The sequence below is a fragment of the Sphingopyxis sp. GW821-FHT12C06 genome (assembly GCF_058807415.1).
This window is the reverse complement of sequence record NZ_JBXAQR010000004.1, coordinates 552,169-579,132: the sequence shown is the minus strand read 5'-3', so window position 1 is coordinate 579,132 and position 26,964 is coordinate 552,169. Positions and strand designations below refer to the sequence as shown.

At 63.4% G+C, this 26,964-nt stretch carries 19 protein-coding genes; 4 read left to right on the top strand and 15 right to left on the bottom strand.

The window, feature by feature from the left end:
• Positions 1-11: 11 nt before the first annotated feature.
• From kdpB to AC1RRJ_RS15045, 5 genes are all read right to left on the bottom strand, one after another.
• Positions 12-2,051 (bottom strand): potassium-transporting ATPase subunit KdpB, encoded by a 2,040-nt coding sequence (gene kdpB, locus AC1RRJ_RS15065; protein ID WP_493124068.1) that lies wholly within the window; start codon positions 2,049-2,051, stop codon positions 12-14.
• Positions 2,052-2,064: 13 nt separating this feature from the next.
• Complete coding sequence (kdpA, locus tag AC1RRJ_RS15060; protein WP_493124066.1) at positions 2,065-3,768, bottom strand: potassium-transporting ATPase subunit KdpA; 1,704 nt, start codon at positions 3,766-3,768, stop codon at positions 2,065-2,067.
• A gap of 14 nt (positions 3,769-3,782) precedes the next feature.
• Entirely contained in the window at positions 3,783-3,872 is a 90-nt protein-coding gene (gene kdpF, locus AC1RRJ_RS15055) for a K(+)-transporting ATPase subunit F (protein ID WP_066860912.1), read from the bottom strand.
• Between the two features lie 105 nt (positions 3,873-3,977).
• A complete protein-coding gene (locus tag AC1RRJ_RS15050) occupies positions 3,978-4,838 on the bottom strand; it encodes a TorF family putative porin (RefSeq protein ID WP_493124063.1) in 861 nt (286 codons plus the stop codon).
• Between the two features lie 174 nt (positions 4,839-5,012).
• Entirely contained in the window at positions 5,013-6,659 is a 1,647-nt protein-coding gene (locus tag AC1RRJ_RS15045; protein ID WP_493124061.1) for a sulfatase-like hydrolase/transferase, read from the bottom strand.
• 122 nt (positions 6,660-6,781) lie between these two features.
• Here AC1RRJ_RS15045 and AC1RRJ_RS15040 point away from each other — a divergent pair, with 122 nt between their 5' ends.
• Positions 6,782-7,408 carry a TetR/AcrR family transcriptional regulator gene (locus AC1RRJ_RS15040; RefSeq protein WP_493124059.1) on the top strand — a complete coding sequence of 209 codons (627 nt, stop codon included), beginning with the start codon at positions 6,782-6,784 and terminating at the stop codon, positions 7,406-7,408.
• Between the two features lie 1,407 nt (positions 7,409-8,815).
• On the opposite strand, the gene AC1RRJ_RS15035 is transcribed toward AC1RRJ_RS15040, so the two are convergent.
• The 3 genes from AC1RRJ_RS15035 to AC1RRJ_RS15025 all read right to left on the bottom strand — a co-directional run bounded on the left by AC1RRJ_RS15035 (position 8,816) and on the right by AC1RRJ_RS15025 (position 12,311).
• A complete protein-coding gene (locus AC1RRJ_RS15035; protein WP_493124057.1) occupies positions 8,816-10,678 on the bottom strand; it encodes an arylsulfatase in 1,863 nt (620 codons plus the stop codon).
• Between the two features lie 68 nt (positions 10,679-10,746).
• Positions 10,747-11,529, bottom strand: a complete 783-nt coding sequence (locus tag AC1RRJ_RS15030) for an enoyl-CoA hydratase/isomerase family protein (RefSeq protein WP_493124155.1) — start codon at positions 11,527-11,529, stop codon at positions 10,747-10,749.
• Positions 11,530-11,534: 5 nt separating this feature from the next.
• Positions 11,535-12,311 carry an SDR family NAD(P)-dependent oxidoreductase gene (locus AC1RRJ_RS15025; RefSeq protein WP_493124055.1) on the bottom strand — a complete coding sequence of 259 codons (777 nt, stop codon included), beginning with the start codon at positions 12,309-12,311 and terminating at the stop codon, positions 11,535-11,537.
• Between the two features lie 344 nt (positions 12,312-12,655).
• Between AC1RRJ_RS15025 and AC1RRJ_RS15020 the strand changes: the two genes are divergently transcribed.
• Positions 12,656-14,239: a Na+/H+ antiporter gene (locus tag AC1RRJ_RS15020; protein WP_493124053.1), complete on the top strand. Its 1,584-nt coding sequence runs from the start codon at positions 12,656-12,658 to the stop codon at positions 14,237-14,239.
• Positions 14,240-14,298: 59 nt separating this feature from the next.
• Here AC1RRJ_RS15020 and AC1RRJ_RS15015 read toward each other — a convergent pair whose 3' ends face one another.
• On the bottom strand, positions 14,299-15,066 hold the full coding sequence (locus tag AC1RRJ_RS15015; protein WP_493124051.1) for an AraC family transcriptional regulator: 768 nt from the start codon (positions 15,064-15,066) through the stop codon (positions 14,299-14,301).
• Positions 15,067-15,159: 93 nt separating this feature from the next.
• On the opposite strand from AC1RRJ_RS15015, the gene AC1RRJ_RS15010 reads away from it, so the two are divergent.
• Entirely contained in the window at positions 15,160-16,404 is a 1,245-nt protein-coding gene (locus AC1RRJ_RS15010) for an MFS transporter (RefSeq protein ID WP_493124049.1), read from the top strand.
• Positions 16,405-16,567: 163 nt separating this feature from the next.
• Here AC1RRJ_RS15010 and lepA read toward each other — a convergent pair whose 3' ends face one another.
• The 6 genes from lepA to AC1RRJ_RS14980 all read right to left on the bottom strand — a co-directional run bounded on the left by lepA (position 16,568) and on the right by AC1RRJ_RS14980 (position 24,744).
• Entirely contained in the window at positions 16,568-18,391 is a 1,824-nt protein-coding gene (gene lepA, locus AC1RRJ_RS15005) for a translation elongation factor 4 (RefSeq protein ID WP_493124047.1), read from the bottom strand.
• 45 nt (positions 18,392-18,436) lie between these two features.
• Positions 18,437-19,321 carry a transposase gene (locus AC1RRJ_RS15000; RefSeq protein WP_493124045.1) on the bottom strand — a complete coding sequence of 295 codons (885 nt, stop codon included), beginning with the start codon at positions 19,319-19,321 and terminating at the stop codon, positions 18,437-18,439.
• Positions 19,309-20,226 (bottom strand): HEAT repeat domain-containing protein, encoded by a 918-nt coding sequence (locus AC1RRJ_RS14995; protein WP_493124043.1) that lies wholly within the window; start codon positions 20,224-20,226, stop codon positions 19,309-19,311. Before AC1RRJ_RS14995 ends, AC1RRJ_RS15000 begins: the two co-directional genes overlap by 13 nt.
• A 165-nt stretch (positions 20,227-20,391) precedes the next feature.
• On the bottom strand, positions 20,392-20,538 hold the full coding sequence (locus AC1RRJ_RS14990) for a hypothetical protein (RefSeq protein WP_493124041.1): 147 nt from the start codon (positions 20,536-20,538) through the stop codon (positions 20,392-20,394).
• A gap of 122 nt (positions 20,539-20,660) precedes the next feature.
• Positions 20,661-23,552: a M16 family metallopeptidase gene (locus AC1RRJ_RS14985; protein WP_493124039.1), complete on the bottom strand. Its 2,892-nt coding sequence runs from the start codon at positions 23,550-23,552 to the stop codon at positions 20,661-20,663.
• Positions 23,553-23,595: 43 nt separating this feature from the next.
• Entirely contained in the window at positions 23,596-24,744 is a 1,149-nt protein-coding gene (locus tag AC1RRJ_RS14980) for a diguanylate cyclase domain-containing protein (RefSeq protein WP_493124037.1), read from the bottom strand.
• Between the two features lie 194 nt (positions 24,745-24,938).
• On the opposite strand from AC1RRJ_RS14980, the gene AC1RRJ_RS14975 reads away from it, so the two are divergent.
• Complete coding sequence (locus AC1RRJ_RS14975; RefSeq protein ID WP_493124035.1) at positions 24,939-26,894, top strand: lipoxygenase family protein; 1,956 nt, start codon at positions 24,939-24,941, stop codon at positions 26,892-26,894.
• The last annotated feature ends 70 nt before the right edge of the window (positions 26,895-26,964 follow it).

Below are 26,964 nucleotides of genomic sequence, written 5' to 3'. Positions count from 1 at the left end.
GCTATGCTCCCTCAGGCGAGACCAAGGCCGCCAACGGCCAGGTCGATAAGTTTGATGCCGATAAACGGCGCGATCAGGCCCCCCAGCCCATAGACGGCAAGGTTGCGGGCGAGCAGCGGCCCCGCCCCCATCGGCTTGTAGGCAACGCCGCGCAGCGCGAGCGGCACGAGCAGCGGGATGATGAGGGCATTGAAGATGATCGCCGACAGGATCGCGCTTTCGGGACTCCCCAACCCCATGACGTTGAGCACGCCGAGACCCGGATAGAGGACGACAAACATCGCGGGGATGATCGCGAAATATTTGGCGACGTCATTGGCGACCGAGAAGGTGGTGAGCGCGCCGCGGGTCATCAGCAATTGCTTGCCGAGCCCGACGACCTCGATCAACTTGGTCGGATCACTGTCGAGGTCGACCATATTGCCCGCCTCGCGCGCCGCCTGCGTCCCGGTGTTCATCGCGACCCCGACGTCGGCCTGCGCCAGCGCGGGCGCGTCGTTGGTGCCGTCGCCGCACATCGCGACGAGCCGCCCGCCCTGCTGTTCCTTGCGGATCAGCTCGAGCTTGTCCTCAGGCGTTGCCTGCGCGAGGAAATCATCGACCCCGGCTTCGGCGGCGATCGCGGCGGCGGTCAGCGGGTTGTCGCCGGTAATCATCACCGTGCGAATGCCCATCTGGCGCAATTCGCCGAAACGCTCGCGAATGCCCGCCTTGACGATGTCCTTCAGGAAGATCGCGCCGAGCAGCTTGCCGTCGACCGCGACGGCGAGCGGGGTGCCGCCCCCACGCGCAATCTCGTCGGTGATACGGCGCAGCTCGGTGGCGGCCGCCGTTTCCTCAACCCCCGGATTGGCCTTGAACACCGAATCGACGGCGCCCTTCTGGATGATCGACGTGCCGATCTTGACCCCCGAGATGCGCGTCTGCGCGGTGAAGGGGATGACTTCGGCACCCGACGGCAGCGCCTCGGTCGCAACATGGAAGCGTTCGCGCGCCAGAACGACGATCGAGCGGCCCTCGGGCGTCTCGTCGGCGAGGCTCGCGAGCAGCGCCGCTTCGGCCAGTTCGCCGACCTGAACGCCGCCGACCGGGCGGAATTCGCTCGCCTGCCGGTCGCCGATCGTGATCGTGCCAGTCTTGTCGAGCAGCAGCACGTCGATGTCGCCCGCGGCCTCGACCGCACGGCCCGATTTGGCGAGGACGTTGAAGCGCACCAGCCGGTCCATGCCCGCGATGCCGATCGCCGACAGCAAAGCCGCGATCGTCGTCGGGATGAGCGTGATGAGCAGCGCCGCGAGGATGCTGACGGGGATTGCCCCGCCCGCATAGGAGGCGAAGCCCGGAATGGTGCCGACCGCGATCAGGAAGATGATCGTCAGGCCGACGAGCAACAGGGTCAGCGCGATCTCGTTCGGCGTCTTCTGCCGTTCGGCACCCTCGACCAGCGCGATCATCCGGTCGAGGAATCCCTGCCCCGGATTAACCGTAACCCGCACGCGGATCTCGTCCGAAATGACGCGCGTGCCCGCGGTGACGGCCGAGCGATCGCCGCCCGCCTCGCGGATCACCGGCGCGCTTTCGCCGGTGATCGCCGCCTCATTGACCGACGCCACGCCAAAGACGACTTCACCGTCCGACGGGATGAGATCGCCGGTTTCGACGAGGACGATGTCACCGATCTTGAGCGCGCTCGCGGGAACATTTTCGATCTGCCGGACATCGCCGCCCCTGAGGCGTTTGGCGGTCAGTTCGGCTTTGGCGGCGCGCAGCGAGGCGGCCTGCGCCTTGCCGCGCCCTTCGGCGATCGCCTCGGCAAAGGTGCCGAACAGCACCGTCAGCCAAAGCCAGATGACGAGCTGCAGCTTAAAGCCGGTCGCGAGGCCATCCTGCCCGACGACGAGCAATATGGTCAGCAGCACCGCGACGACCGCGGTGGTGAACATCACCGGGTTGCGGATCAGCTGTTTGGGGTTGAGTTTGCGAAATGCGTCGCCGATCGCCGGAACGATCAGGTCGGCGGTGAAGAGCGATTTTGTGTCTGCGCGTGCCATTTTGGCCCCCCGCTTAGAAGGTTTGACCGCGGATCATCGCGAGATGATCGGCGATGGGACCGAGCGCGAGGCTCGGCAGGAAGGTGAGACCGCCGAGGATCAGGATGATCCCGACCAACAGGCCGACCCAAAGGCCGCCGGTGGTCGGGAAGGACCCGGCGCTCTCCGGCGTATATTTCTTCGCCGCGAGGCTGCCGGCGATCGCCAGCATCGGCACGATGATGAAGAAACGGCCCAGCCACATCGCCACCCCGAGCAAGCCATTATACCAGGGCGTGTTCGCGGTCAGACCGGCAAAGGCAGACCCGTTGTTCGCGACCGCCGAGGTGAAGGCATAGAGAATCTCGGAGAAGCCATGCGGCCCCTTGTTGAGCGGCCCGGCCAGCCCCGCCTCGGCCACCGACGACAATGCAGTCAGGCCGAGGATGGTGAGCGGCAATATGGCGATCGCCAGCACCGCGAGCTTCACTTCGCGCGCCTCGATCTTCTTGCCGACATATTCGGGGGTCCGGCCGACCATCAGCCCGGCGACGAACACCGCGAGGATGGCAAACAGCAGGAAACCATAGATGCCCGCGCCGACGCCACCGATGACGACTTCGCCCAGCTGCATGTTGAACAGCGGGATCATCCCGCCAAGCGCGGTGAAGCTGTCGTGCATCGCATTGACCCCGCCGCACGAGGCAGCGGTGGTGACGACAGCGAAGAGCGCCGATGCCGCGATGCCGAAGCGGACCTCCTTGCCCTCCATATTGCCGCCCGCGACGCCCAGTTGATGCAGGATCGGGTTGCCCGCGGCTTCCTGCCAATAGGTGATCGTAACACCGGCGACGAACAGGATGAGCATCGCGGACAGGATCGCCCAGCCTTGCCGCGTGTTGCCGACGGCCTTGCCGAAGGTCCATGTCAGGCCAAAGCCGATCAGGAAAATCGACAGCATCTGCACAAGGTTGGTCAGCGCATTGGGGTTTTCGAACGGATGCGCGCTGTTGGCGTTAAAAAAGCCGCCGCCATTGGTGCCGAGCATCTTGATCGCTTCCTGCGAAGCGACCGGACCAAGCAGGAGCGACTGTTTGGCGCCTTCGAGTGTCGAGATATCGACCACGCCCGCCATCGTCTGCGGCACGCCATTGGCGATATAGAAAATCGTCAGCAGCACGCACAGCGGCAACAGCAGATAAAGCGTCACGCGCGTCGCATCGGCCCAGAAATTGCCGATCGTCGCCGCCGACCTCCGCGCGAAACCGCGGAACAGCGCAAAGGCGAGCGCGATGCCCGTCGCCGCCGACAGGAAGTTGTGGATCGTCAGCCCCAGCATCTGACTGAGGTTCGACATCGTCGATTCACCGCCATAGCTTTGCCAGTTGGTGTTAGCGGTAAAGCTGATCGCGGTGTTGAACGACAGATGCTCGCCGACCCCGGGCAGTCCCTGCGGATTGCCGGGAAGCACGCCCTGAAGCCGCAGCACGGCATAGGTGAACATCAACAGCATGAAGTTGAAGATCAGCATGTGCACCGCATAACGGCGCCAGCTTTGCTCGGCATTGGGGTCGATCCCAGCGAGCTTGTAAAAGCCACTCTCGACGGGGCCGAGTAGCGCATGAAGCGGGGTCCGGCGCCCTTCGTAGAGCGCGAAAAGCCACATGCCGACCGGTTTGGTCAGCAAGAGCAAAATGCCGATGAAGGCGAAGATGAGAATCCATCCCTGAAGGGTCATGACGACGCTCCTTTCTAGAAGCGTTCGGGGCGGATCAGCACCGCCACGAGGTAGAGGAGAAGACCGAGCGCGGTGAGCGCGGCGAGCCAAAGGTCGATGGTCATGACGTCACCTCACGCATTGTCGCACAGGCGGATGTAGGCGAGCGTTGCCGCCAGCAGCCCGACCAGTATCGAAATCCAGAGCAGATCCTGCATCTTCGTTCCTTCCTAGAATGCCGCGGTCAGCGACACGACGACCGCCGCGTCGGCGATCGATCCGATCCCATCCTGACCCTTGCTGAAGCCGGGCTGGAGGCTGGCCGCCTTGGCCTTGCTAATGTCGGTATCGACGTAGCTGACGTTCAGCGTCAGATTGCGCCACGTCGCATCGGCGCCGATCGACCAGTCCCAATAGCTGCCCGTGGGCGTCAGCGCGGTCGCGTTGGGGCCGAGCCCGTCGTGACCCGAGCTATGCCCGATATGGGCCTTGGCCGTGATCGGTGTTCCCGCGATCGTCATCGCAGCATCCCCCCAGACATAGAGGTTATCCTCTTTGTCGCCGGGATTATTGTACACGCCCAGAGCCGCATCGGCACCCGTGTTATACCAGCGGCCGAGCGCCTGCTGTTTCGGGGCATAAGCCGCGCCCGCGGTCAGCGTCGCGGGCCCGGCGGTGCCGGTCAGCTTGACATAGGGTTCGGCGAAATCGCTTTTGTCGGCGCCGCCCGGATACATGTACCAGGTCAGTCCGACATCGAGCGTGGCATTGTCCGACAGCTTCGCCTTGTAACCGCCGATCAGGTCGAGCTCCATATTGGCGCCGCCGAACGTGCCCCAGCTCGACAGGTTCGACGCCCACACCCCGGCGTAAAAGCCGCTTTCGTGAGTCAGGGTCACCCCGCCCTGAACCGCCATATTCTCGTCGGTCTGCGACACGCCGCGAAAGCGATAGTCGGAGGTCAGCGCCGCCGATCCGCTGATGGTGATCGCAGGCGTCGCGTCTTCGGTGCTGGCGTCGGATTGCGCATAGGCAGGCGCCGCGGCGATGCCCGCGAGGCCGATCATCGGTACAAACAGATATGTGTGCATAAGTCCCCCATTCGCAATTCCGGCGCCGCCAATCGGTGCGGAATGCGAATCTTGAGGGGGCTCAATTAGGTGGGGCAGGCATTTCAATTCGAGAGCGAATTCGGCCATCCGCATATGTTTTGCATATGCACACGCGATAAATTCGGGTCGGCGCCCCCTACCGACTATTCGCGGTCAGTTGGTCCAGTAAACATAATCCTGCCCATCCTTCCACGGCGCGTTGAGCGGCACGTCGATCCGCACCGGCGCCTCGATCAGCCCCGGCCAGATCGGCTTCGCCATATCCTTATTCTGCGCCACCAGCATCGCGCGCATCTGCGCGACGCGCTGCGGATCGCTCGCCGCGAGATCATGTTTTTCGGTCGGATCGGCGGCGAGATTATAAAGACGCGCCTGTTCGGGACGCTTCGTCACCTGCAATTTCCAGTCGCCCGCGCGCACCGCGCGATAATCGCCCGACCGCCAGTAAAGCGCCTCGCGCTTCGCCGGACCGGCAAGGATATTCTCGCTATCAATTTCACGGTCGCCCGGCACCGCCGCGCCCGTGACCCCCGCGATGGTCGCGAACAGGTCGATATGTCCGGTCATGTCGGCGCGCTGCGTGCCGGGCGCAATCTTCGCCGGCCAACGCATGAAGAGCGGGGTGCGAATACCGCCCTCGAAGAAGGTCGCCTTCCAGCCGCGATACGGTGCATTGAGATGCTCGATGCCATTATACCAGGCGCCGCCATTGTCGCTGGTGAAGATGACGAGTGTATTGTCGTCGATGCCCAGCGCCTTCAGCTTCGCCATCACATCGCCGATGCGCCGGTCGAGCTGCGCGATCATCGCGCCATAGACGCGGGTCTTGTGATCCTTGATCTGCGGCAGCCGGTCATAATCTTCGTTCGTCGCCTGCAACGGCGTGTGCGGCGCATTAAACGCCAGATACATGAAGAAGGGCCGGTTCCGATTCGCCTCGATCGCCGTCATCGCCTCCTTGGCGAAATAGTCGGTCATATGCCCCTCGGGGTGAAAGCGCTTGCTGCCGTTGAAGGTGACGGCATGGCGCAGATTGGCCCAGATGAAGCGATCGATGCGGTCCCATGGCAGCTTCGCATTGACGACATCGGGGTCATCCTCGGCCATGAACATCGCCGCGCCGCCGAGCACCGCGAGGCTCTCGTCAAAGCCCTGCGATTGCGGTTGCAGCGCCTTTGCTTCGCCAAGATGCCATTTGCCAATGTGCAGCGTATGATAGCCCGCCGCCTTCACCGCCTCGGCAATCGTCACCTCGCTCGCCGGGACGCCCATGTCGGGATAGTCGGGAATATCGGGAGTGATCAGATCGCCGTGGAATATCGGCTGCAACGGCCCCACCCCCTCGCCATGCGCCATATTTTCGGCGAACTGGACCGGCACCGCGGTATATTCGAAACCGAAGCGCGTCGGATAGCGCCCGGTCATCATCGCCGCGCGCGACGGCGAACAGGTCGCATTGGCGGCATAGGCGGTGGTGAAATTCAGCCCCTGCCGCGCCAGCGCATCGATATTCGGGGTCTGGACGATCCCGCCCGCGACCCCGCCTCCGTTCAGGCTGATGTCGTTAAAGCCCAGATCGTCGGCGACGATCAGGATGATATTCGGCGGGCGCTTGCCCCCAGGCGGACTGGCGGGCGCCGTCGACGGCCCCTGCTGCCACACCACCGGCCGATTGTCCTGCACCGGATCACGCCAGTCCTGAAGCAGCCCGGGCAGGCGGAATATATTCGCCTGAAAGCCCCAATATCCGCCCGCGGCCAGCGCAGCCACCGCGCCTAGCGCCACCCACCGCTTTTTCATCGCCCCACCCATTCCCACATGGCCAATATTATGGCACTATATGTGTCATTATATTCCGGCCCGCGCAACCGGCTTTGGCGTGGCCATTGACCCCGGCGGAAAACCGGGCCAGCGGGGGGCATATGACAATGGGAGAGCAAAAAACGATCAAGCCCAAGGCGGCCCCCGCGCGGGTCGATGGTCGGCGCGAACGCAGCCGGTCGAGCCACCGCCGCATCGTCGAGGCGATGATGGAGCTGATCGCGGGCGGCGACCTGATGCCCAGCGCCGCGCGCGTCGCCGAAGAGGCGGGCATCGGCCTGCGCACCGTGTTCCGCCATTTCGACGATATGGATTCGCTCTACGGCGAGATATCGGCAACGATCGCCGAGCGCGTGCTGCCGATCGTCACCGCCCCCTATTCGGGCGATGACTGGCGCGCCCATATCCGCGAACTCGCACGGCGCCGCGTCCGCGTGTTCGAGACGATGCTGCCCTTCCGCCTCGCCGCCAACATCAAGCGTTACCAATCACCGTTCCTGATGGGCCAATATGGCCAAGTCATCACGATCGAGCGCGAGCTGGTGCTGCGCCTGCTGCCCGCCCATGTGCTGAGCCATCGCATCACCGCCGAGGCGCTGTGCGCCGCGCTTTCGTTCCAGAACTGGCGTGCGCTGCGCCACGATCAGAGCCTGTCGTCCGAAGAGGCCGGCACGGTGACGGCGCATATGGTCGAGGCGCTGATCGCATCGCTGTCAGTCGAGGCCTGACCGCCTGGGCCGCGTGGACCGATGCGGAGTCAGGAAACGACCGCAAATCGACCTCGCCTCACGCGTCACCCCGGACTTGATCCGGGATCCACCGCAGCGTGGGAGTCATGGCCCCCGGATCAAGTCCGGGGTGACGAAGTGGAAATGGCAGCTAGCGACCGATTGCCGTCGTTAGAAAACTATGAAAGCATACGGCTATGAGAGCCAATATCTCGAACATGCTTGGCATTATGTTGGCACTGATTTCGTGTTCGCCAAGCAAAGCTAATCCAAAAGATAAAAGGGAGGTACCAAATCACGTATTGGACACGCTTCCAGCTCCCCAATGGACTCCATATAGGGAGAAAACGCAGAGCGCAAAATGCACGGGGGTCGACAAAAACGATCAACCGCAGTCTCTAATTCTCGAAGCGCGATGGGTGCCGGATGGCCTAGTTGGCCGAACTGTGCTGTTCGTATTGGAGGATTCGACCGGATTTCTGAAGGCCGGAAATCGGCTCGAAAACGCATTGTCCAGAGGTGACGATCGAAAGTACGGAATGGGAACCTCGGACTGGAACGGTGTTTTCTCTAACCGCGTGGGCGATCGTAACGCTCGCATCGCGATAGCGGAACATGACTATGATTATGCAACCGTTACATATGTGATACGGTCCGGCATTCTGAGCGAAGAAGACAGGCCGAATAGAGGTTCGCTTTCGCTAGTCGGCCGCTGCCGCTTGTTCGTCGAAAATGAACCGCGAAGCTATGAAAACAGGCCTCGGGCCGTCCTACCAAATTGATTGGCGGAACGGCCGCTTTCTACCCCCTATCGGTCGTTCGCTGTCGATCTGGTGGCAATGACCGCCTGCGACCGATAGCTGACGATAGCTGACCTGTTCACGCCTAAAGCAGCCTCCCGATTGCCGCCATAAGATGCGAGATACAGACTGTAGTCGACGGCGATAATCTACATGAGGAGAATGGCATTGCCTCGACTGCCCCTTTGGCAACGACCGACAGGCCAAGCACCGGCGAGCGCGATTAAACCAACTGATCGAACAACGGATGTGAATCCATCGCAAAAGCTCGTTCTCCATAACACAGGAACGGAACCGCTGGAGATCATGGTCGAGATAATTCCCGATCGATACGTCCTTCAGCCGGGTGACGAAATGGTTATCGAGGCTGACCTCAACGGTGCTCCATTTGACATCACACCCTATCACTTGGGCATGCAGATCTATCCTGGTAACGCATTCGATCCACGGGTCACTATAAACGGTATGGTTGCCGAGTCCGATTGGACCACGCCAGCTCCCGACGCCGGTTAGATGGAATATATTGGCATGACCGCTATGCCCATTTTGGCTTCCGCCTCGCATAATCTTTCAAGCTGCCGGTCCGCTTCCCAGCCCATATTCGCCGTTATGCAGGGTTTGAATTTGTCACCGCCGTCCGGGCGCGGCGGCGGCGTAGCCCCCAGACGAGCGCAGCCAACAGCACCGCTATCCCACCAACCCACAGGCCCAGCCGGATCAGGCGCGGCTTGCCCTGCCGCTCGAAGGCGTAGGCGTTGATCTGTTCATCGGCGGTATAGCCCGCGGGCATGTCGAGCACGCCATTCGCTTTCGCATAGGCCCGATAATCGGCCTGCATCGCCGCGAAACGATCGGGCATCGCGGTCGACAAATCCTGCGTTTCGCTGGGATCGCGCCGGATATCATAGAGCCGCCACCGCCCGTCGCCGGTCGGCGCGAGGTTACGCACCAGCTTGTAATCGCCGCGGAACAGCGCGGCGTTGCCCGACAACTCATATCCCAGCGGTTCGTCGCCATGGACGCTGCCCTCGCCGCCGCCAAACATCGGCGCGAGGCTCCGTCCCGCAACCGGCTCGACGCTGCGCCCCTGCCATGTGCCGCCATGGCCGGGCACCCCGGCCAGCTCGATCAACGTTGGCACGATATCGGTGACATGCGCAAAGCCGCTGCTGATCGCGCCGGTGCGGATTTTCGCGCTGCCCGGCCAGGCGATGATCAGCGGAACGCGCAGCCCGCCCTCGGCGGCGCTGAACTTATACCCCGACAGCGGCGACACGGCGGCGCTCGCCCAGCCCGGCCCGATCGCGCTGAAACTGCCGCGACGGCCGATGTTCGCGGTCGCAAGATCATATTCCATGCCGAGGAACAGCCGGTTGCGCAGGCTGTGGAACGGGTTGGTCGGCTCGGCGCCATTGTCCGACAGGAAGACGAAAATCGTATTCTCATAATCGCCGCTGGCTTTCAGCCGCGCAACAAGACGCCCGACTTCACGGTCCATCGCGGTCGCCATGCCACCATAGGCCTGCATCACACGCACCGCCGCCGCTTGCTCGTCGGTATCGAGCTTTTTCCAGTCGGGCGTCGTCGGCATCGTCACCATCGGCGTGCCCGCGGGCATGATGCCCAGCGCCGCCGCGCGTTTCGCCCGCGCGTCGCGCAGCGCCGTCCAGCCGTCCTGATACATCGCCGCATAGCGCGCGATATCGCTGTCGGGCGCCTGCACCGGGATATGGTTCGCCAGGAAATTGATCGACGCGAAGAAGGGCTTGCCGCTTTTGCGGTCCGCGTCGATATAATCGATCATCTTCTGCACGACGAAGCGCGACGAGTAATAATCCTTGGGCAGCGTCGCGGACTTGCCATTTTCGGTCCAGGCGGCGGTGTCGTACATCCCCTCAATCGGCCGCTGTTCGAAATTGTCGGCGCCCGCGTCGGCGAGGCTGAAGGCGCGGTCGTAACCGCGCGCCTCGGGAAGCCGGGTCGGGTCGCTGCCCAAATGCCATTTCCCGGTCAAATAGGTGCGATAGCCCGAAGCGCGGAGCAGTTCGGCGATCGTCACCACGCGGTGGTTCATCACCGTGTCGTAACCCGGCTTGCCGCGATGCGCGTCGGGAATGGTTTCCGGCATATTGCCGAGCCCTGCACGGTGGTTCATCACCCCCGTCTGCAACATAGCACGCGTTGGCGAGCAGGAACCCGAGACATGGAAATTCGAAAAGCGCATCCCGGCATGCGCGAGCGCGTCGATATTCGGCGTCGCGATCTCGGACCCGAAGGCGCCGACGTCGCTGAAACCCCAATCGTCGGCGAGCAGGATGACGATATTGGGGCGCGGCGGCGGCGCGGATGCACGCTGCGCCTGTGCCGGCATCACGGTGAGCAGCAGCACGCCGGAAATGATGATGGCAGTGCGCCCGGGCCCGCGGCCAAGCGGCCAGGCCATCCCCCGATTGAACAAGCGCACTGCCATCACTCCTCCCCCGAGGATATTGGCAGTCCCTATGTCAATATATTCGCGAGGGCAAGAGGCACACGCGCCTATCGCTCGCGATAATCGGGTGCGCGCTTTTCAAGAAAGGCAGTGAGTGCCTCCCAATGATCCTCGGTCGCCGACAGGATCACCTGCTGCCGGTCCTCAATCGCCATCGCCGCATCGAGGCTCTGTGCGTCGATATTGAGGTTCAGCGCCTGCTTCGACAAGCGGAGGCCGTGCGGGCTGGTCGCGAGCATCTCGTCGGCAAGCGCGAGACCGCGGGCCAGCAGCGCATCCTCGTCGACGATCTCACTGATCAATCCGGCGCGAAGCGCCCGCTCGGCGTCGATGAAGCGCCCCGTCAGGATCATCTCGGCGGCAAGGCTCGCGCCGACCAGACGCGGCAGGAAATAGCTCGACGCCATGTCGCAACCGCCAAGACCGATGCGAATATAGGCCGCATTAAGCTTCAGCGACGGCGCGCCGTAACGCACGTCGGATGCGAGCAGCAAGGACAGGCCGCCGCCGCATGCCGCGCCATGGCCAAGCGCGATGATCGGCTGCGGACAGGCGCGCATCTTGCGATAAATATTGCCGATGTGTGTCTGGGTGCGCAGCGTGCGGAGCACCGGAGTTTCGTCGCTCGCGCGGTCCTCGCGAATATCCAGCCCGGCGCAGAAGCCGCGCCCCGCCCCGCGCAGGATGACGACGCGAACCTCGGGACGATCGGCCAGCCCGCCGAAATAGGCGTTGAGCTCGTCGACCAGTCCCTCGTTCAGCGCGTTGAGGCTGTCCGGCCGGTCGAGCGTCGCAATCTCGACCGCGCCGCGCGCCTCGACCCGCAGCATCGTGGTCACAGCGACTGGCCGTCGTCGATGGTGATGACGCTGCCCGTGACACCCTGTGCGGCGTCGGAGCAGAGGAAGAGCAAGGGCGCGTGGAGATCGCTCGGCGGGCGCATGCGCTGGCGGGGGAAGGCGGCGATCATCTTGCTTCCGGCCTCGCCGTCGAACAGCGCCGCAGTCATTTCGGATTCGAAATAGCCCGGCTGGATCACATTGACGCTGATCCCGCGCCGCGCCCATTCGCGCGCCAGCGCTTTGCCGAGGTGGCGCACCGCCGCCTTGGTCGCGCCATAGACCGACGTCGCGGGGAAAATCTTCTCGGCGGTGATCGAGCCGATGATGACAATCCGCCCATGTTCCTTTTCGCGGCTGCCCGCCACATCGAGCCGCCTCGCGCCCTCGGTCACCGTCAGGAACACGCCGCGGACATTGGCGGCGAGCAGGCTGTCGACCTCTTCGACCTCCAAGCCCAGCGCCATTTTCTCGGTCGCGACACCGGCGTTGGCGACGATCGTGTCGATGGTGCCGAAGGCCGCCTCGGCGGCGTCATAGGCGGCCTTGGTCGAAGCTGCGTCAGTGACGTCCATGCTGACCGCGACCGCCTGCCCGCCGGCGGCTTCGATCTCTGCCACTTGCTCGGCCAGCTTGTCGGCGCGGCGCGCGGCTAGAACGACCTTCGCCCCCGATGCAGCGAGTGCTTTCGCAAAACCGGCACCCAGCCCCGACGAAGCGCCAGTCACGAGCGCGACGCGCCCCGTCAGATCAAATTTGGGTCGCTCGGCCATCTGTCTCTCTCCTTCGCTGCTCACGACGCCTTGGCGTCGATTGACGTTTACGTCAACCTGACATGACGAGTCGGGTAACGGTACGGAAAGGGGTTGACGACGATCATTTGTTCACTTAATGTTCTCATCGTGCACACACAACCTTTCCCCCGTTGCAGCTGCCGGGCGCAGCGGACGGGGGATAAAGGTTCCTCCTTCCCCTCGACATTTCCGGCAGGAATCTGCGGAGAGCATTGATCCTCGCGGCAAACGGCGGCAGATATGGTCGAACCATATATGATGGGACAATGGGGGCCTCGACATGACATCATCGTTCGGCACGTCCATGGATCGGCGCTGAGCCTGTGCACGGCGTCGAAGCCTTCGAGCTTGTTCTGGGACTCTTGGTCCTTGTCATCGGACTCCACTGGTTGGCGCTGAAGCTGCGCTGGCCGCCCGCCACCGCGCTTCTCGTCGGCGGCGGCACGCTGGCCTTTGTCCCGGGGCTACCCGCGATTTCGCTCGACCCCGAACTCGCGCTCGTTCTCTTCCTGCCGCCCTTGCTGATGGACGGCGCCTATTACACTGCGCTGGGGCGCTTCCGGCGCCATCTGCCGGGCATCCTGTCGCTCGCCGTCGGCGCCGTGGTCTTCACCACGCTCGTCGTCGGAGTGGTCGTCCACTGGATCATTCCCGAACTGCCATGGGCGGCCTGCTTCGCGCTCGGCGCAATCGTTTCGCCGCCCGATGCCGTATCGGCCCGCGCGGTATTGAAGGGTGTGCACCTGCCCCGCCGGCTCGAAGCCTTGCTGGAGGGCGAAAGCCTGCTCAACGATGCAACCGGGCTCATCCTGTTTCGTTTTGCCGTCGCAGCGACCCTCAGCGGTGTTTTCCATACGGGCGAAGCAGTCCAGAGTTTTGCCTTTGTCGCGGTCGGCGGCGTGATCGTCGGCGCCGCGGTCGCAGCCGGCTGGATATTTCTCGCGAGACGCTTTGGCGACCGGATGCTGGTCATGCTCATCACCCTCCTGCTGTGCTGGGCCGCCTATCTCGCCGGCGAAGCCGTCCATGTTTCGGGGGTCATCGCGACCGTCACCGCCGGGCTCGCCATGGGCTGGTATCAGCATGTGATCCTGTCCGCCGACGTCCGCCTCCGCGCCAATTCGGCGTGGCAGATCATAGTGTTCGTCCTTGAAGCGCTCGTCTTCATCCTGATCGGCTTTTCGCTGCGCGGCGCCATCGAACGGGTTGGCGGGATCGGGGCGATCCCGACTTCATGGATCGAGGTCATCATTGCGGTCGTGCTCACGGTCACCGTCGCCCGATTCGTCTGGATTTTCGCGTCGGAAGCCATCCTCGAAATCGCCCGAAAGGCAGGACTGAAACGCGCCCGTCCGCTCGGATGGCGACAGGCCACGATCCTCGGTTGGGCGGGCATGCGCGGCGTCGTGACGCTGGCGGTTCCGCTGACCCTGCCCATCGACATGCCCGGCCGCGATCTGATGCTGATCTGCGCCTTCGCAGTGATTTTCGCCACCGTTGTTGCGCAGGGATCGAGCCTCGGCGCACTCATCCGCCGGGTCCGGCCGGTCGACACCGACCCGCTGGCAAAAATGGCGATGCCAGCAGCCGAAGCGGCGATGGCACGGGCGCGTATGGCGGTGATCGAGGAGCTCGCTTATTCCCCCGACGGGACGCTCATCCACCCGCAGATGCTGGAAGAACATCGCAAGCGGATGCGCTTCATGGAACGCTATGAGGAAGATGCCGCCGCCGCGATGGACAATCTGCGCCCGCATTTCGACATCTTGCTCAAAGCCATCGCCGCGGGACGCGAAGAATTGATCCGCATCCATCGTGCCGGGTTAATCGAAGACGAAGTGCTCCACGAACTGGAACGCGACCTCGACGTCGAAGAATTGGCGATCACTTTTCAGCGCGGCGACTAGCACCCGCCCATTTTCTTGCACACCGCATGAGAGCGGAAGGCGAAAGCCACCTCGACAAATTACGGCCACCGATAGCGGCTCGGCGGAATGCCAAGCACGCGTTTGAACATGGTGGAGAAATTGCCCGGGCCGTCATAGCCAAGATCATAGGCAATCGACGTGACGGGCTCTCCCGCGGCCAGTTTCGGAAGGGCGGCCGACAGGCAGGCCTGCTGGCGCCATTCGGCGAAACTCATCCCCGTCTCGCGCCGAAAGAGCCGCGTGAAGCTGCGGCGATTAATCCCCATGGCATCCGCCCATTCGTCGATCGTCGCGGCAGCGTTAGGTCGCTCAAGGAAGGCGTGGCATCGCCTTGCAAGCGCAGGGTGCGTCGGGAAGGGAACCGCCAGCGGGATCAACGGCGCAACGTCAATTTCCGCCATCAACAGATGCATAACCAGCCCGTCACGCCCGGCGACGTCATATTCGGGCGGCACATGGGCGGCGGCACCGAGCAATTGGCGAAGCAGCGACGACACGCCGACGACCTGACATTCGGTTCCCCGCCCGGGGCATTCCCCGGGTTCGACGAGAACGCTGCACGTCTGCACCGCGCCCACCATGCGCACCGAATGCGGGGTCCCGCCGGGAATCCAGACCGCACGTTCAGGCGGTGTAACCCACGCGCCTGCCGGCGTACTGACCGCCATCACGCCGGTCGCCGCGTACAGAAACTGGCTGCGACGGTGCCGGTGCAGGGCCAGTTCGAACGAGTCCGGATATTCATGACCGATCGCGATGATCGGCCGGGCCACATGATCGTTTTCGTCGGGATAAAAGTCCATCATGTCCCACTTGCAGAAATGATTGGCTCATACAAGCAAGCGGGAAAGAAACGCCCTTGTTAAAGGCCGACTTCCCCAAAGCCGAAAGATCCGATTGTGACCGATACCACCGCCAACCTGCCCCTCCCGTCCAACATCGCGCCTCCCGCAGCACCGCGTCAGGATGGGCCGAAGCTTGTGGTGCAGATCGTCGGAGCGGTCGCCTTTGCCCATCTTTTGAACGACCTGATCCAGGCCGTGCTCCCGGCGATATATCCGATGCTCAAGGAGAAATATCATCTGAGCTTCGGCCAGATCGGCTGGATCGCCCTCATCTACCAACTCACGGCTTCGCTGCTCCAGCCATGGGTTGGTCTTTATACCGACAAGCGCCCTCTGCCCTATCTGCTGCCGCTGGGCATGATCGTCACGCTGGTTGGCATCGGCGGCCTCGCGATGGCCGACAGCTATTCGGCGCTAATCCTCGCTTCGGCCGTCATTGGCGTCGGATCAGCGACCTTCCACCCGGAGGCCTCGCGTGTCGCGCGCATGGCATCGGGCGGTCGCTTCGGAACCGCCCAGTCGGCCTTTCAGGTCGGCGGCAACACCGGCTCGGCCCTCGGCCCTATTGTCGCGTCGATGATCATCCTGCCCTTCGGGCAGACTGCGGTCGGCTGGCTCGCCTTCGTCGCCATTGCAGCGATATGGGTGCTCTTCGGCGTCACGCGCTGGCGGGTGCGGCACAGCCGGGCGCAGGCCAGCGCGCCCGCCGTCTCCCAGGTTTCGCCGCACAGTCGCCGCGAAATCATTCGCGCTCTGTCGGCAATCGGCATCCTGATGTTCGCAAAATTCATCTACATCGGCGCCTTCACCAACTATTTCACCTTCTACCTCATCGAGCGTTTCGAGCTGACCGCACGCGAGTCCCAATTTTATCTCTTCTGCTTCCTCGCCGCGATCGCAGCCGGAACCTTCGCCGGCGGACCGGTCGGCGATCGCATCGGCCGCAAAGCCGTGATCTGGGTATCCTTTCTCGGCGTCGCGCCCTTTGCGATGATCCTGCCGCACGCCAATCTGTTCTGGACGGCAATCTTCGCCATCTCGATCGGCCTGATCATGTCATCGGCCTTCGCCGCGCTAGTCGTTTATGCGCAGGAACTCGTCCCGGGCCGCGTCGGACTGGTGTCCGGGCTGATGTTCGGCCTGATGTTCGGGATCAGCGGGATCGGCGCGGCCGGGCTCGGCCAGCTTGCGGATCTCTATGGGATCGTCTGGGTGTATAAGCTCTGCGCCTATCTGCCTCTGCTCGGCCTCGCGACGTTCCTGCTGCCGCGCTCCGACGAGCATCGACGAACCATCTGAATAGAGGGGAAGCAAAACGCGCAACCGGGGCGACGCAATAAACGCCTCCCGCGGATTGTTCACATTGCCATATTCGCGCGTCCGGACGGACGGGTCAAAGCTATCCCGCAGTTTCGCCTGATCCGCCGACCGGCCCTCATTCTACTTTGATGACAAAAAGCAGTTAGGTGTCGTCACCCATCCGCAGAGCTGCAATAAACGCCTCCTGCGGAATATTGACGTTGCCATATTCGCGCATCCGCTTTTTGCCCTCTTTCTGCTTTTCCAGCAGCTTTTTCTTGCGGCTCGCGTCACCGCCATAGCATTTGGCGGTCACGTCCTTGCGCAGCGCGGCGATGGTTTCGCGGGCGATCACCTTGCCGCCGATCGCGGCCTGGATCGGGATTTTGAACATGTGGCGCGGAATCAGGTCTTTCAGACGCTCGCACATGCCGCGGCCGCGCGTTTCGGCGGTGCCGCGGTGGACAATCATGCTCAGCGCGTCGACCGGCTCGTTGTTCACCAGGATGCTCATCTTGACGAGATCGCCGGGGCGATGGCCGACCTGGTGATAGTCGAAGGACGCGTAACCGCGGCTGATGCTCTTCAACCGGTCATAGAAATCGAACACGACTTCGTTGAGCGGCAGCTCATAAGTGATTTGCGCGCGACCGCCCACGTAAGTGAGATTCTTCTGGATGCCGCGGCGATCCTGACACAGTTTCAGGATCGGGCCCAGATATTCGTCGGGCACATAAATCACCGCCTCGATCCACGGCTCCTGAATTTCGTCGATGCGGTTCACGTCGGGCATGTCGGCGGGGTTGTGGAGTTCGATCTCCTTCGCCGCCTCATTCTTGGTGTGCCCAAGCTTCAGCTTATATACCACCGACGGCGCGGTGGTGATCAGGTCGAGGTCATATTCGCGGCTCAGCCGCTCCTGAATAATCTCGAGGTGGAGCAGGCCAAGGAATCCGCAGCGGAAGCCGAAGCCCAGTGCGGCCGAGCTTTCCATCTCGAACGAGAAGCTCGCGTCGTTGAGGCGCAGCTTCTGGATCGATTCGCGCAGCTTCTCAAAATCATTCGCGTCGGTCGGGAACATACCGCAGAAAACGACCGGCTGGACTTCCTTGAACCCCTGCAGCGCCTGCGCCGCGGGCTTTTTGGCGTCGGTGACGGTGTCGCCGACGCGCGCCTGCGCGACATCCTTGATCTGTGCAGTGATGAAGCCGATTTCGCCGGGGCCGAGTTCGCCCAGCTGCTCGATCTTGGGCGTGAAGCAGCCGACGCGGTCGATGAGGTGGGTGGTGCCCGCCTGCATGAACTTGATCTGCTGGCCCTTTTTCAGCACGCCATCGATGACGCGGATCAGGATGACGACGCCCAGATAGGGGTCGTACCAGCTGTCGACGAGCATCGCCTTGAGCGGCTCATTCGCGTCGCCCTTCGGCGGCGGAATGCGGGTAACGATCGCTTCCAGCGCTTCCTCAATGCCGATACCGGCCTTGGCGCTGGCGAGCACCGCATTGTCGGCGGGCAGGCCGATGATGTCCTCAATCTCGGCCTTCACCTTGTCGACGTCGGCCGCGGGAAGATCGATCTTGTTGATAACCGGTACGATTTCATGGTCGTGCTCGATCGACTGATAGACGTTCGCAAGCGTCTGCGCCTCAACGCCCTGCGCCGCATCGACCACCAGCAGCGCCCCTTCGCACGCAGCGAGGCTGCGCGACACTTCATAGGCGAAGTCGACGTGACCCGGTGTATCCATCAAATTTAGCTGATAGGTCTCACCATCATGCGCCTTATAGGTGAGGCGCACTGTCTGCGCCTTGATCGTGATCCCGCGCTCCTTCTCGATGTCCATATTATCAAGGACTTGTGCCGACATCTCGCGCGCGGTCAGCCCGCCGGTGAACTGGATCAGCCGGTCGGCCAGCGTCGACTTGCCATGGTCGATGTGCGCGATGATGGAGAAGTTGCGGATATGGGACAAAGCTGTGGTCATGCGCCGCGCACTAGCAGCGGAAAGTCGCGCTGTCAGCAGGGGAAGCTACACCGCCAGCCAACGCCTGCAATCGTCGCGCACGCGCGCATCGCCATCCCCCAAACCACGCTCCAGCACCGCAATGCGCGCATCCCCCCTTTCGAGTGCCGCCAGCGCAGCAATCGCATTCGCCCGCACCCGCGGCACCGGATGCACCCGCGCGAACCGCTCAGCTACATCGCGGCCATTCCCGCTCAGATGCACCGCGCAACGCAGCAGCATTTCGCTCGGGCTCAACGTCGGGCGCCGCGCGATTGTGCCATGATCGAGATCGACAATATATTGATCGCGCCACAGGACATGCTCGCCCTCGTCCATGATATTGAGGCTGACCGACAGGCTTTCCGGCGGGAGCTGACTGTGGACATCCCGGTGGGCGCGATAGAGCATCATTTGCCCCTCTCCGAGTTGGCTTCGCTCGACGAATTTCAGGTTCAAAGGCTCGCCGATGCGGCCGTCGATCGTCTCGGCGTCATAATCATAATAGTCGCTGACATAGCCGGGGCCGAAATAGCCTGCGGTGAGGAAATGGAAATTATGATCGTGCGGCAGTCCATAGGCGAAGGCGGCGGGGCCGCTGCTGGCAAATGCCGCGTCATGGACGGCAGGCCACATATTCGCCCGCAGGAAATGACCGCGCGGGCCGCGGTACAACAGGAAGACCTGCGCCGAATAACGATTGACCTCGAGCTGGTCGCGATAGCTGGCCTTGAGTTCGGCGATGACGCGCTCGGCAAGAAAATCACGGTTGCGCGCGAGGCCGGCGAGCAGCGCAGTGCATTGAGCAATGCTCGCCTCATCCGATAGATCGACGCCGCTTTCGTCGAGGCGCGCGACAACTTCCTCGAGGTCGAGGGCCGGGCCAGGCGGCGGATCGATCAGGCGGGGCATATGCCATTCTCCCGGGCAAGACCTCGGCCATTCATGGACGGAAGAGGCGCATAAAGCGCCAGCGTCGCGGCGGCGGTGCGCCGCACCTCGGGATGCGGGTCGTCCGCCGCCATGCGGACAAGATGCGGCTGCGCGACGGCGGGATCGAGCGCGACCAGTTCGCGTATCGCATTCCAGCGCGCGGCGAAATCCTCACTTTCGCTTTCGGCGGCGAACAGCGGTGCGGCGTCGGTGCGGCCCAGGGTGCGGAGCAGCGTCAACGCCATGCCACGAAAACTGCTGTCGCGGCGCGACGCCGAGACATGGACGAGCCTGCCGCTGGCCGCATCATAGGCGCGGTTCGGCAGCCGCGATGGCGGTTGGACCGCGAGCTCGAGCATCAGCATGTCGGCGTCGCCACCAGCAAAGGAAAGGCATGTGCGCGCGGTGTCGAGCGTGAACACCTCCCCGGCCACGAGCGGGCGCAGGGCAGCGGTTGAGCACGAGCTCGCGGCAGCGGCAGTAAAACCGCCCGCGTCCTCGGCCGCGCTGACTGCGACGTGATGAAAGCGCGCCGTCACACCGCCCGGCACGAGAATATGGGTGAGCGTGCGGCCGGGCACAAAGAGCGGCGCTGGCTCGTCTTTGGCGCCCGCTGCTTCAAATGGCCGCACCAGCAGGGTCAAGCGGATCGGCCCAGCTTCCGCCAGCAACAGCCCGCCGAACGAAGCCCCGCCGACCGGGCGCAACGGCGGACGCGTGAAACAATCAGCCGCCAGCAGGCCCAGCGCCTCGTCCAGCCGTGCACCGAGCCAGCCGACGTCAGCAACCCAAGGCTCCAGCGCCGCGATGGTCTCGTCGGGGGATGCCCGTTCGACTGCCCGCATCGCCGCGAGCACGCCGCCGGGCGCATGATCCCGCGCCATCCAATCTGCACCGAGCGCTGCAGCCGCGGCCCGTATTCGGACGCGGCGATCCTTATCCACGGCGGAAAAATGGTCATGGCGGGACGACGAAATGGTCATCGATCTGTCAAGCGGCGGGAAGCACGGATGCCGGACAAAAAACCGCCCGTGCGCCCCGCCTGCAAGTCAATTGGCAATGATGAGCGCGACGGTGACGGTGGTCTCGAAAGTCGAGATCTTCGGCGCCGTCCATTCGCCCGCAAACGACCCGAACAGGCCGACGGCGGTGTCGAGCAAAGGCAAAGCGTTAATGTCGATCCCGGGCAGGCGCATATTTCTTCCTCCGTTGTCGCGGCGCAACCTGCCGCGATTGAGAGGATGAGGAGGACGCGGGACGCATGCCAGTTAACTTATCGTAATGCAGGGAAGAAATACTCCGGACGGGCAGAAACGCCCTACTTCCCAGCCTTGTCGCTCACCGCCTTGATCACCAGCGCCTTGCCATCCACCAGATAGCGGCGCGCGAGCGCCTGTAGCTCCGCCGGGGTCGCGGCTTCGACCTCGGCGATCCCCTTGCGGCTGCGATCGAGGCGATCGGCCTTGCTCGTCGCCTCGGACACATAATTCAGCCAATAGCTGTTCTCGCGCCGTGACTTGATCATCGATTCGAGCATGGGCCGCCGCGCGCGATCGAGCAGGTCGGCGTCCACCGGCGCGTCGCGCAATTCCCTGGCGATCGCGAAGATCGCGGCGCGCGTCGTCGCCAGATCCTTATAATCGACATTGCTGGTCGCGAGCAGATGGCCATAGCCCGGAAACTCCTCCGACAGGCTGGTGCCCGCGCCGGGGCTGTAGCTTTCGCCTAGCCGTTCGCGCAATTCCTCGGTCAGCTTCAATTGCATGACGCGCGCGAGGAGGCTGAGCCGCATCGTTTCACCCAGATCGCTGTCGTCGCGCGCGGGCCAAAAGACGCGCAACTCGGCCTGATCAGCGGGGCCTTTGTGGATCAGTGTGCGTTCGCTGCGATCGGTCGCATATTCGCGGATGCGCGCGTCGGTGCGCGGATCGAAGTCGGCGCGGCGTTCGGGCAGCGCGCCGAAAGTCGCAGCTATCGCGTCGATCGCCGCCTGTTCGTCGATATCGCCGACGACGCCGACCTCGATCGCGCCATGGTCGAAGCTGTCGGCGATCACCGGTTTGAGCTGCGCCCAGTCGAGCGCCATCAGCTTCTCGAGCGGCGGGGTCTGCGAGCGCGGGTCGTTGTTCGCGAGGATACCGCCAGCATCACGTGCCATCACCGCGGCGGGGGTCGCGTCGTTCGCGGCATATTGCTGCGGCAGCGAGCGGCGGATGAGCGCGAGGCCGTCAGCACGATAACCGGGATGGGTCAGATAGGCCGCCATCAGCTTGGCCTGCAGCGCGAAATCCTCGGACGAAGTCAGAGCCGCGCCGCCAAAAGCATCAGTATCGCTGCCGAAGCTGGAGCTGACCGTCTTGCCGGCGAGAATGGTGCGCAATTCGTCGAGGCTGTGCGCCTCGAGCCCGCCGAGCACCAGCGACCCCGCGAGCGAAACCCGGGTCGGATCGTCGCGCGTAGCGAGCAGATTGCCGCCATCGACGCGAAGCGACAGATAGACGCGGTCCTTCTGGAAATCGGTCTTCTTGATATTGAGCATGACATTATTGGCAAAGCGGATGCGCCGAATGCCCAGATCCTCCACCCGTTCGTCGCTGACGATTTTGCCGGGCGTGCCGAAATCATCATAGGCGAAGGCAACGCTGGCCGACGCATCGGGTGCAGCGACCGCGACCTGCTGCGACGCATTGAGGGCCGCGAGAGCGGCAGGAGTGCCGCCCTCGAGCGGCTTTTTCGCGGTAACATAGGCGAGCGGGGCGCTTAGCCCCTCCATCCGCTTGCGGAAGGCCGCGCCGACGGCATCGGCAGTCAGCGCGGGCGCATTGGCCTCGAACATGGATTGCGAGGTTTCGGGACGAACGACGACGAAATCGCCCTTCGCCGCCTGCACCAGCACATCGGCCATCGTCGCGCTACGCCGCGTCGCCACCCCGGCGACCGCATTTTTGAGCGCGGTGCGGCGATTGGCAAGCTGTTCGTCGATCTCCGCCTGCGTAAAGCCATGCACTATCGCGCGGCGAAACTCCTGCTCGGCAAGCGCCAGCGCCTCGGGCCATGCGCCTTCTTTGGCGACCGCACCTACCGTGACCTGATCGAAGACCTTCCAGCCCGACGCGTCGCTGAGATAGCCGCCGAGGATCGGCGAATCCTCTGCGAGCGCGATTTTCGCGAGACGGCGGCTGACGATCGCTTCGCCGACATCCTCGGCCAGGCTGCGCGCGCGCTTCGTCTTGGTATCGGGCTCGTCGACCCACGGCTTGAATGTGGAGATCGTCACCGCGTCCTGGATCGCGGGATCGATGAACGCATGCGCCGCCTCGGGCCGGGCATAGTCGATCGTGCCGATCTTGGGATCGGCGCCCGCGGGGCCGCGGCCCTTCCAGTCGACAAAGCGCGCCTTGATCTTCGCCTCGATCGCCGCCGGATCGAAATCGCCGACCATCACCAATGTCGCGCGTTCAGGACGGTAGTAACGGTCGTACAGATCGCGGATGCGCGCCGCGGGCGCGGTGCGTATCACCTCTTCGGTGCCGACCGGAATGCGGCTGGCGACCGTCATTCCCTTCATCTGGAAATCCAGCTGGTCGATCAGGCTGCGCAGCTGATAGGTGTCGCGCGCGCGCCGTTCGGACAAGATGATGCCACGTTCGCGGTCAACCGCGGCGGGATCGATCGTCAGCTCGCTCGCGGTTTCGCGCATCAGCATCAAGCCGGTGTCGATCAGATCATCCGACGCATTGGGCAGGTCGAGCTTGTAGAGCGTCTCGTCGAAACCGGTCGAGGCATTTGTGTCGGCGCCGAACGCCAGCCCCTTGCGCTCGAGCAGCTTGATCATCTCGCCCTCGGCAACGCCCTTCGACCCGTTGAACGCCATATGTTCGAGAAAATGGGCGAGCCCGCGCTGGTCATCCGCTTCCGCAAAGCTGCCGACGTCGAAACGCATACGCAGAACGACGCTGTCCTTGGGCGTGCTGTTCTTGAGCAGCGCATATTTCATTCCGTTGGGCAGCACGCCGAAGATGATATTCGGATCGACCGGGATATCGCTCGCGGCAAAATTCCACGCACGTGCGGCAGCGGTCTGCGGATTGACCGCAGCGCTCTCCGTCTGTGGCGGCCGCGGGGTGCGCGCCTGGGCCGGGACGACGAGAGCGATGAGGACGAGGGGCGACAGCGCGACCGAGGCGCGCCGGAAAATCCGGGAGTTCATGGTGACAGATGTGGCCAGCCGCTGCCGCGTGGTCAAGCCATGGTCACGCGATGTGCTGAATGTTCTCGACCGACGACATCATTGGTTCGCGATCGACTGCCTTCGCGGCGTAGAGCGCGCGGTCGGCGACGTCGAACAGCTGGCGCCCCGTCTGGCCGTCGTCAGGCCAGAAGGCGACGCCGATACTGGCACCGACATGGATCGGCTGATCCGCCACGTCATAGGGCGCGGCCATGGCAGCAAGAATATGATCGGCGAGCGCGGTCGCCAGCAGCGGCGATCCCGCGGGCGCCAGAATCGCGAACTCGTCGCCGCCCTGTCGCGCGACCATCGCATGATCGCCGCAAGTACGCCGCAACCGCGCCGCGACTTCACAGAGCAGCGCGTCTCCGACAGCATGGCCGTGACGGTCGTTGACCGGTTTGAAGCCATCGAGGTCGAGCAACGCGATCGCGAAGCGACCGCCCTGCCCTGCGGCCACGACCTCATTGTCGAGCCGCACGTCGAATTCGCGGCGGTTCGCAAGGCCGGTCAGCGGGTCGGTATGCGCCAGCTCGCGCATCTGACGCTGAAGCTGCAACAGGTCGATCAGCTGGCCGTGCTGCTGGATCATCATTCGCATCAAAAACAGGGTCGCGATAACCAGACTGGTCCCCGCGGCAATTTCGGGCGGATTGCCCGACGTCAGCATCAGCAGCGAAATCGGGCCGAGCCCGATCGTCAGGTTGATGAAGGTCGCGAAGCGGATCGACGACAGGCAATAGGCAGTCGCAAGCGACCCCATCGCCATGACCATCGCATAATAGCTGTGGGTTTCGGGCGGTGCGGCGAGCCAGTTAACCACTGTCCAGCTGCTGCACATCAACCCCGTCGTGCCCGACAGCCAGGTCGTTTCCTTTATCATCCGGCGCGCGCGGCGCGGGCTCATGCGCCGCCCCCGGTTGTGCATCAAAAACAGAAAGCCGATGACGCCGATCACCGCAAGAATGACCGGAAAGCCGATGCGGATGATCGGATGCACCGTCGCGACACCACCGTAAATGGCCGTCGGGGTCGTCGCCGCAAGCATCAGGAACAGCATCGGCGTCAGCGTTTCGACGCGATTAGCCCGAAGCACCGCGACATCGTCACGGATTTCGCGTGGAACAGGCGGAAAAAACCGCCGTTTGAATTGTTTAATGACCCCCGACATGACCGCTGGGTAGCAAGTGCTGGTAAAACATCGGTTAAGGACATGAGATACGGTCGGCATTTCCCGCCGATAGAGTATCGATGATCGAATGGCGAAATATTAACCATGTTTGGCGAACATCAATCCGGTTTCATAGTCATTACGGGATTTTTTTCATGTCTTTTGCTTCTCCGGATTTTTCGTCGCCGACCCAGGTGGGCAAATCGCCCCTGCCGTCCACCAGCCCCAGCCTGCCGCAGCAGGACACACCGGCCCAACGGGCGGCGCGGGCGGCGCAGCTAACCGCAGCGCAGGCGGTCTATGTGTGGACGACCGATGTCCCGACGCTACCCGGAGTGCCGCTCGCGACCCACGTGCCGAAAAACGACACGCCGACGATCGCATGGTTCGCGATCCTGATCGGCGTTGGCCTGAGCATCGTGCGCAATGCACTGACCGTGAAGCTCCGCGGGGTCGACAAGGGCGAGCTGACTGTTCCGCGCGCCACTTATCAAACCGCGCTTGCCGAATGCGACGCGATCGAAGCATCGACCGCAAAGATCGCTATCGAACACGGCGCCCACAGCGGCGGCAATATTTTCGAACGCGCCATCGGCGATGTCGAAAATGCGGTCGCGGCGGCCGAACGCGACATGCACGTCACGCAGCTCAAGAGATATCGCGAACGAATCGAGGATCTGATGAAGGTCAGCGAGGCCGAAGCCTTCCAACTGGGCAGCAAGACCCCGCGGAGCATCGAGGCCTATCGCGCGCTGTTCGCCACGTTGCCGGTCCCGGGCATCAGCTATATGTTCCAGGACGACAGCACCTTCGCCCGGCTGCGCGTGCAAGGGCCGAACACGATGCTGATCGCAGCGGTCACGGGGGCCCTGCCCGCCAACTTCCCGCTGAGCGAGGCGAAATATCAGGCGGTGGTGAACGGCGACACCCTGGCGTCCGCGCTCGCCGATGGTCGCCTCTTCATGCTCGACTACCGGCCGCTCGAGATTCTCGACGCCGGCACTTATCATGGGATGGCGAAATATGCATGGCAGCCGATGGCGCTGTTCGCGGTTCCACCAGGCGGATCGTCGCTGGTGCCGGTCGCGATCCAGTGCGGGCAAGAGCCCGCAGACTGCCCGATCTTCACCCCCTCGCCCGCTGCCGACAAGCTATGGGGCTGGGAAATGGCGAAACTGGTCGTGCAGGTCGCCGACGGCAATTATCATGAGTTGTTCGCGCATCTCGCGCGCACGCACCTGGTGATCGAGGCCTTCGCCGTCGCGACGCATCGCCACCTCGCCGAACTCCACCCGATCTGGGCGCTGCTCGTCCCGCATTATGAAGGAACCTTGTTCATCAACGAGGCGGCCGCGACCTCCTTGATCGCCGCCGATGGCCCGATCGACCATATTTTCGCCGGCACGATCGCGTCGAGCCAGCTCGCTGCGGTCGATGCGCGGCTGGCGTTCGATTTCCACGGCAAGATGCTCCCCGCCGACCTCGCGGCGCGCGGCGTCGGAATCGATTCGGCGCTCGCCGACTATCCCTACCGCGACGATGCGCTGCTGGTGTGGAACGCGATCCACGAATGGGCGCGGCAATATATCGATCTCTATTACACCTGCGACGCCGATGTCGCCGGCGACACCGAACTTGCGGCGTGGACGGCGTGCCTCGCGGGCGAAGCGAAGATCAGGGATTTGGGCCCGGTCGCCACGCGCAAGCAGCTGATCGACGTGTGTACGATGGTGATGTTCACCGCGAGCGCACAGCATGCCGCGGTCAACTTCCCGCAAAAAGACATCATGGCCTTCGCTCCCGCCGTCACCGGTGCGGGCTGGCAGGCGGCGCCAACCGGACAGCGCGGGCATGACAAGGCCGGATGGCTTGCGATGATGCCGCCGATGGCACTCGCGCTCGAACAGCTCAACGTGCTCGAACTGCTGGGGTCGGTGCATTACCGCCCGCTCGGAGATTATCGCAGCAACGCTTTCCCCTATCCGACCTGGTTTCAGGACCCGCGCGTGACTGCGAAGGAAGGGCCGCTCGCCTGGTTCCAGGCCGCGCTGGCGGGTGTCGAGACGGAGATCGTCCAGCGCAACGCCGAACGGATGCAGCCTTATCCGTATCTGCAGCCGAGTTTGATCCCGACGAGCATCAATATCTGATGACGCAGAAATGAGAACCCCGGCGAAAGCCGGGGTTCTTTGTTCGTATCCAGTGAAGCCCCGGCTTTCA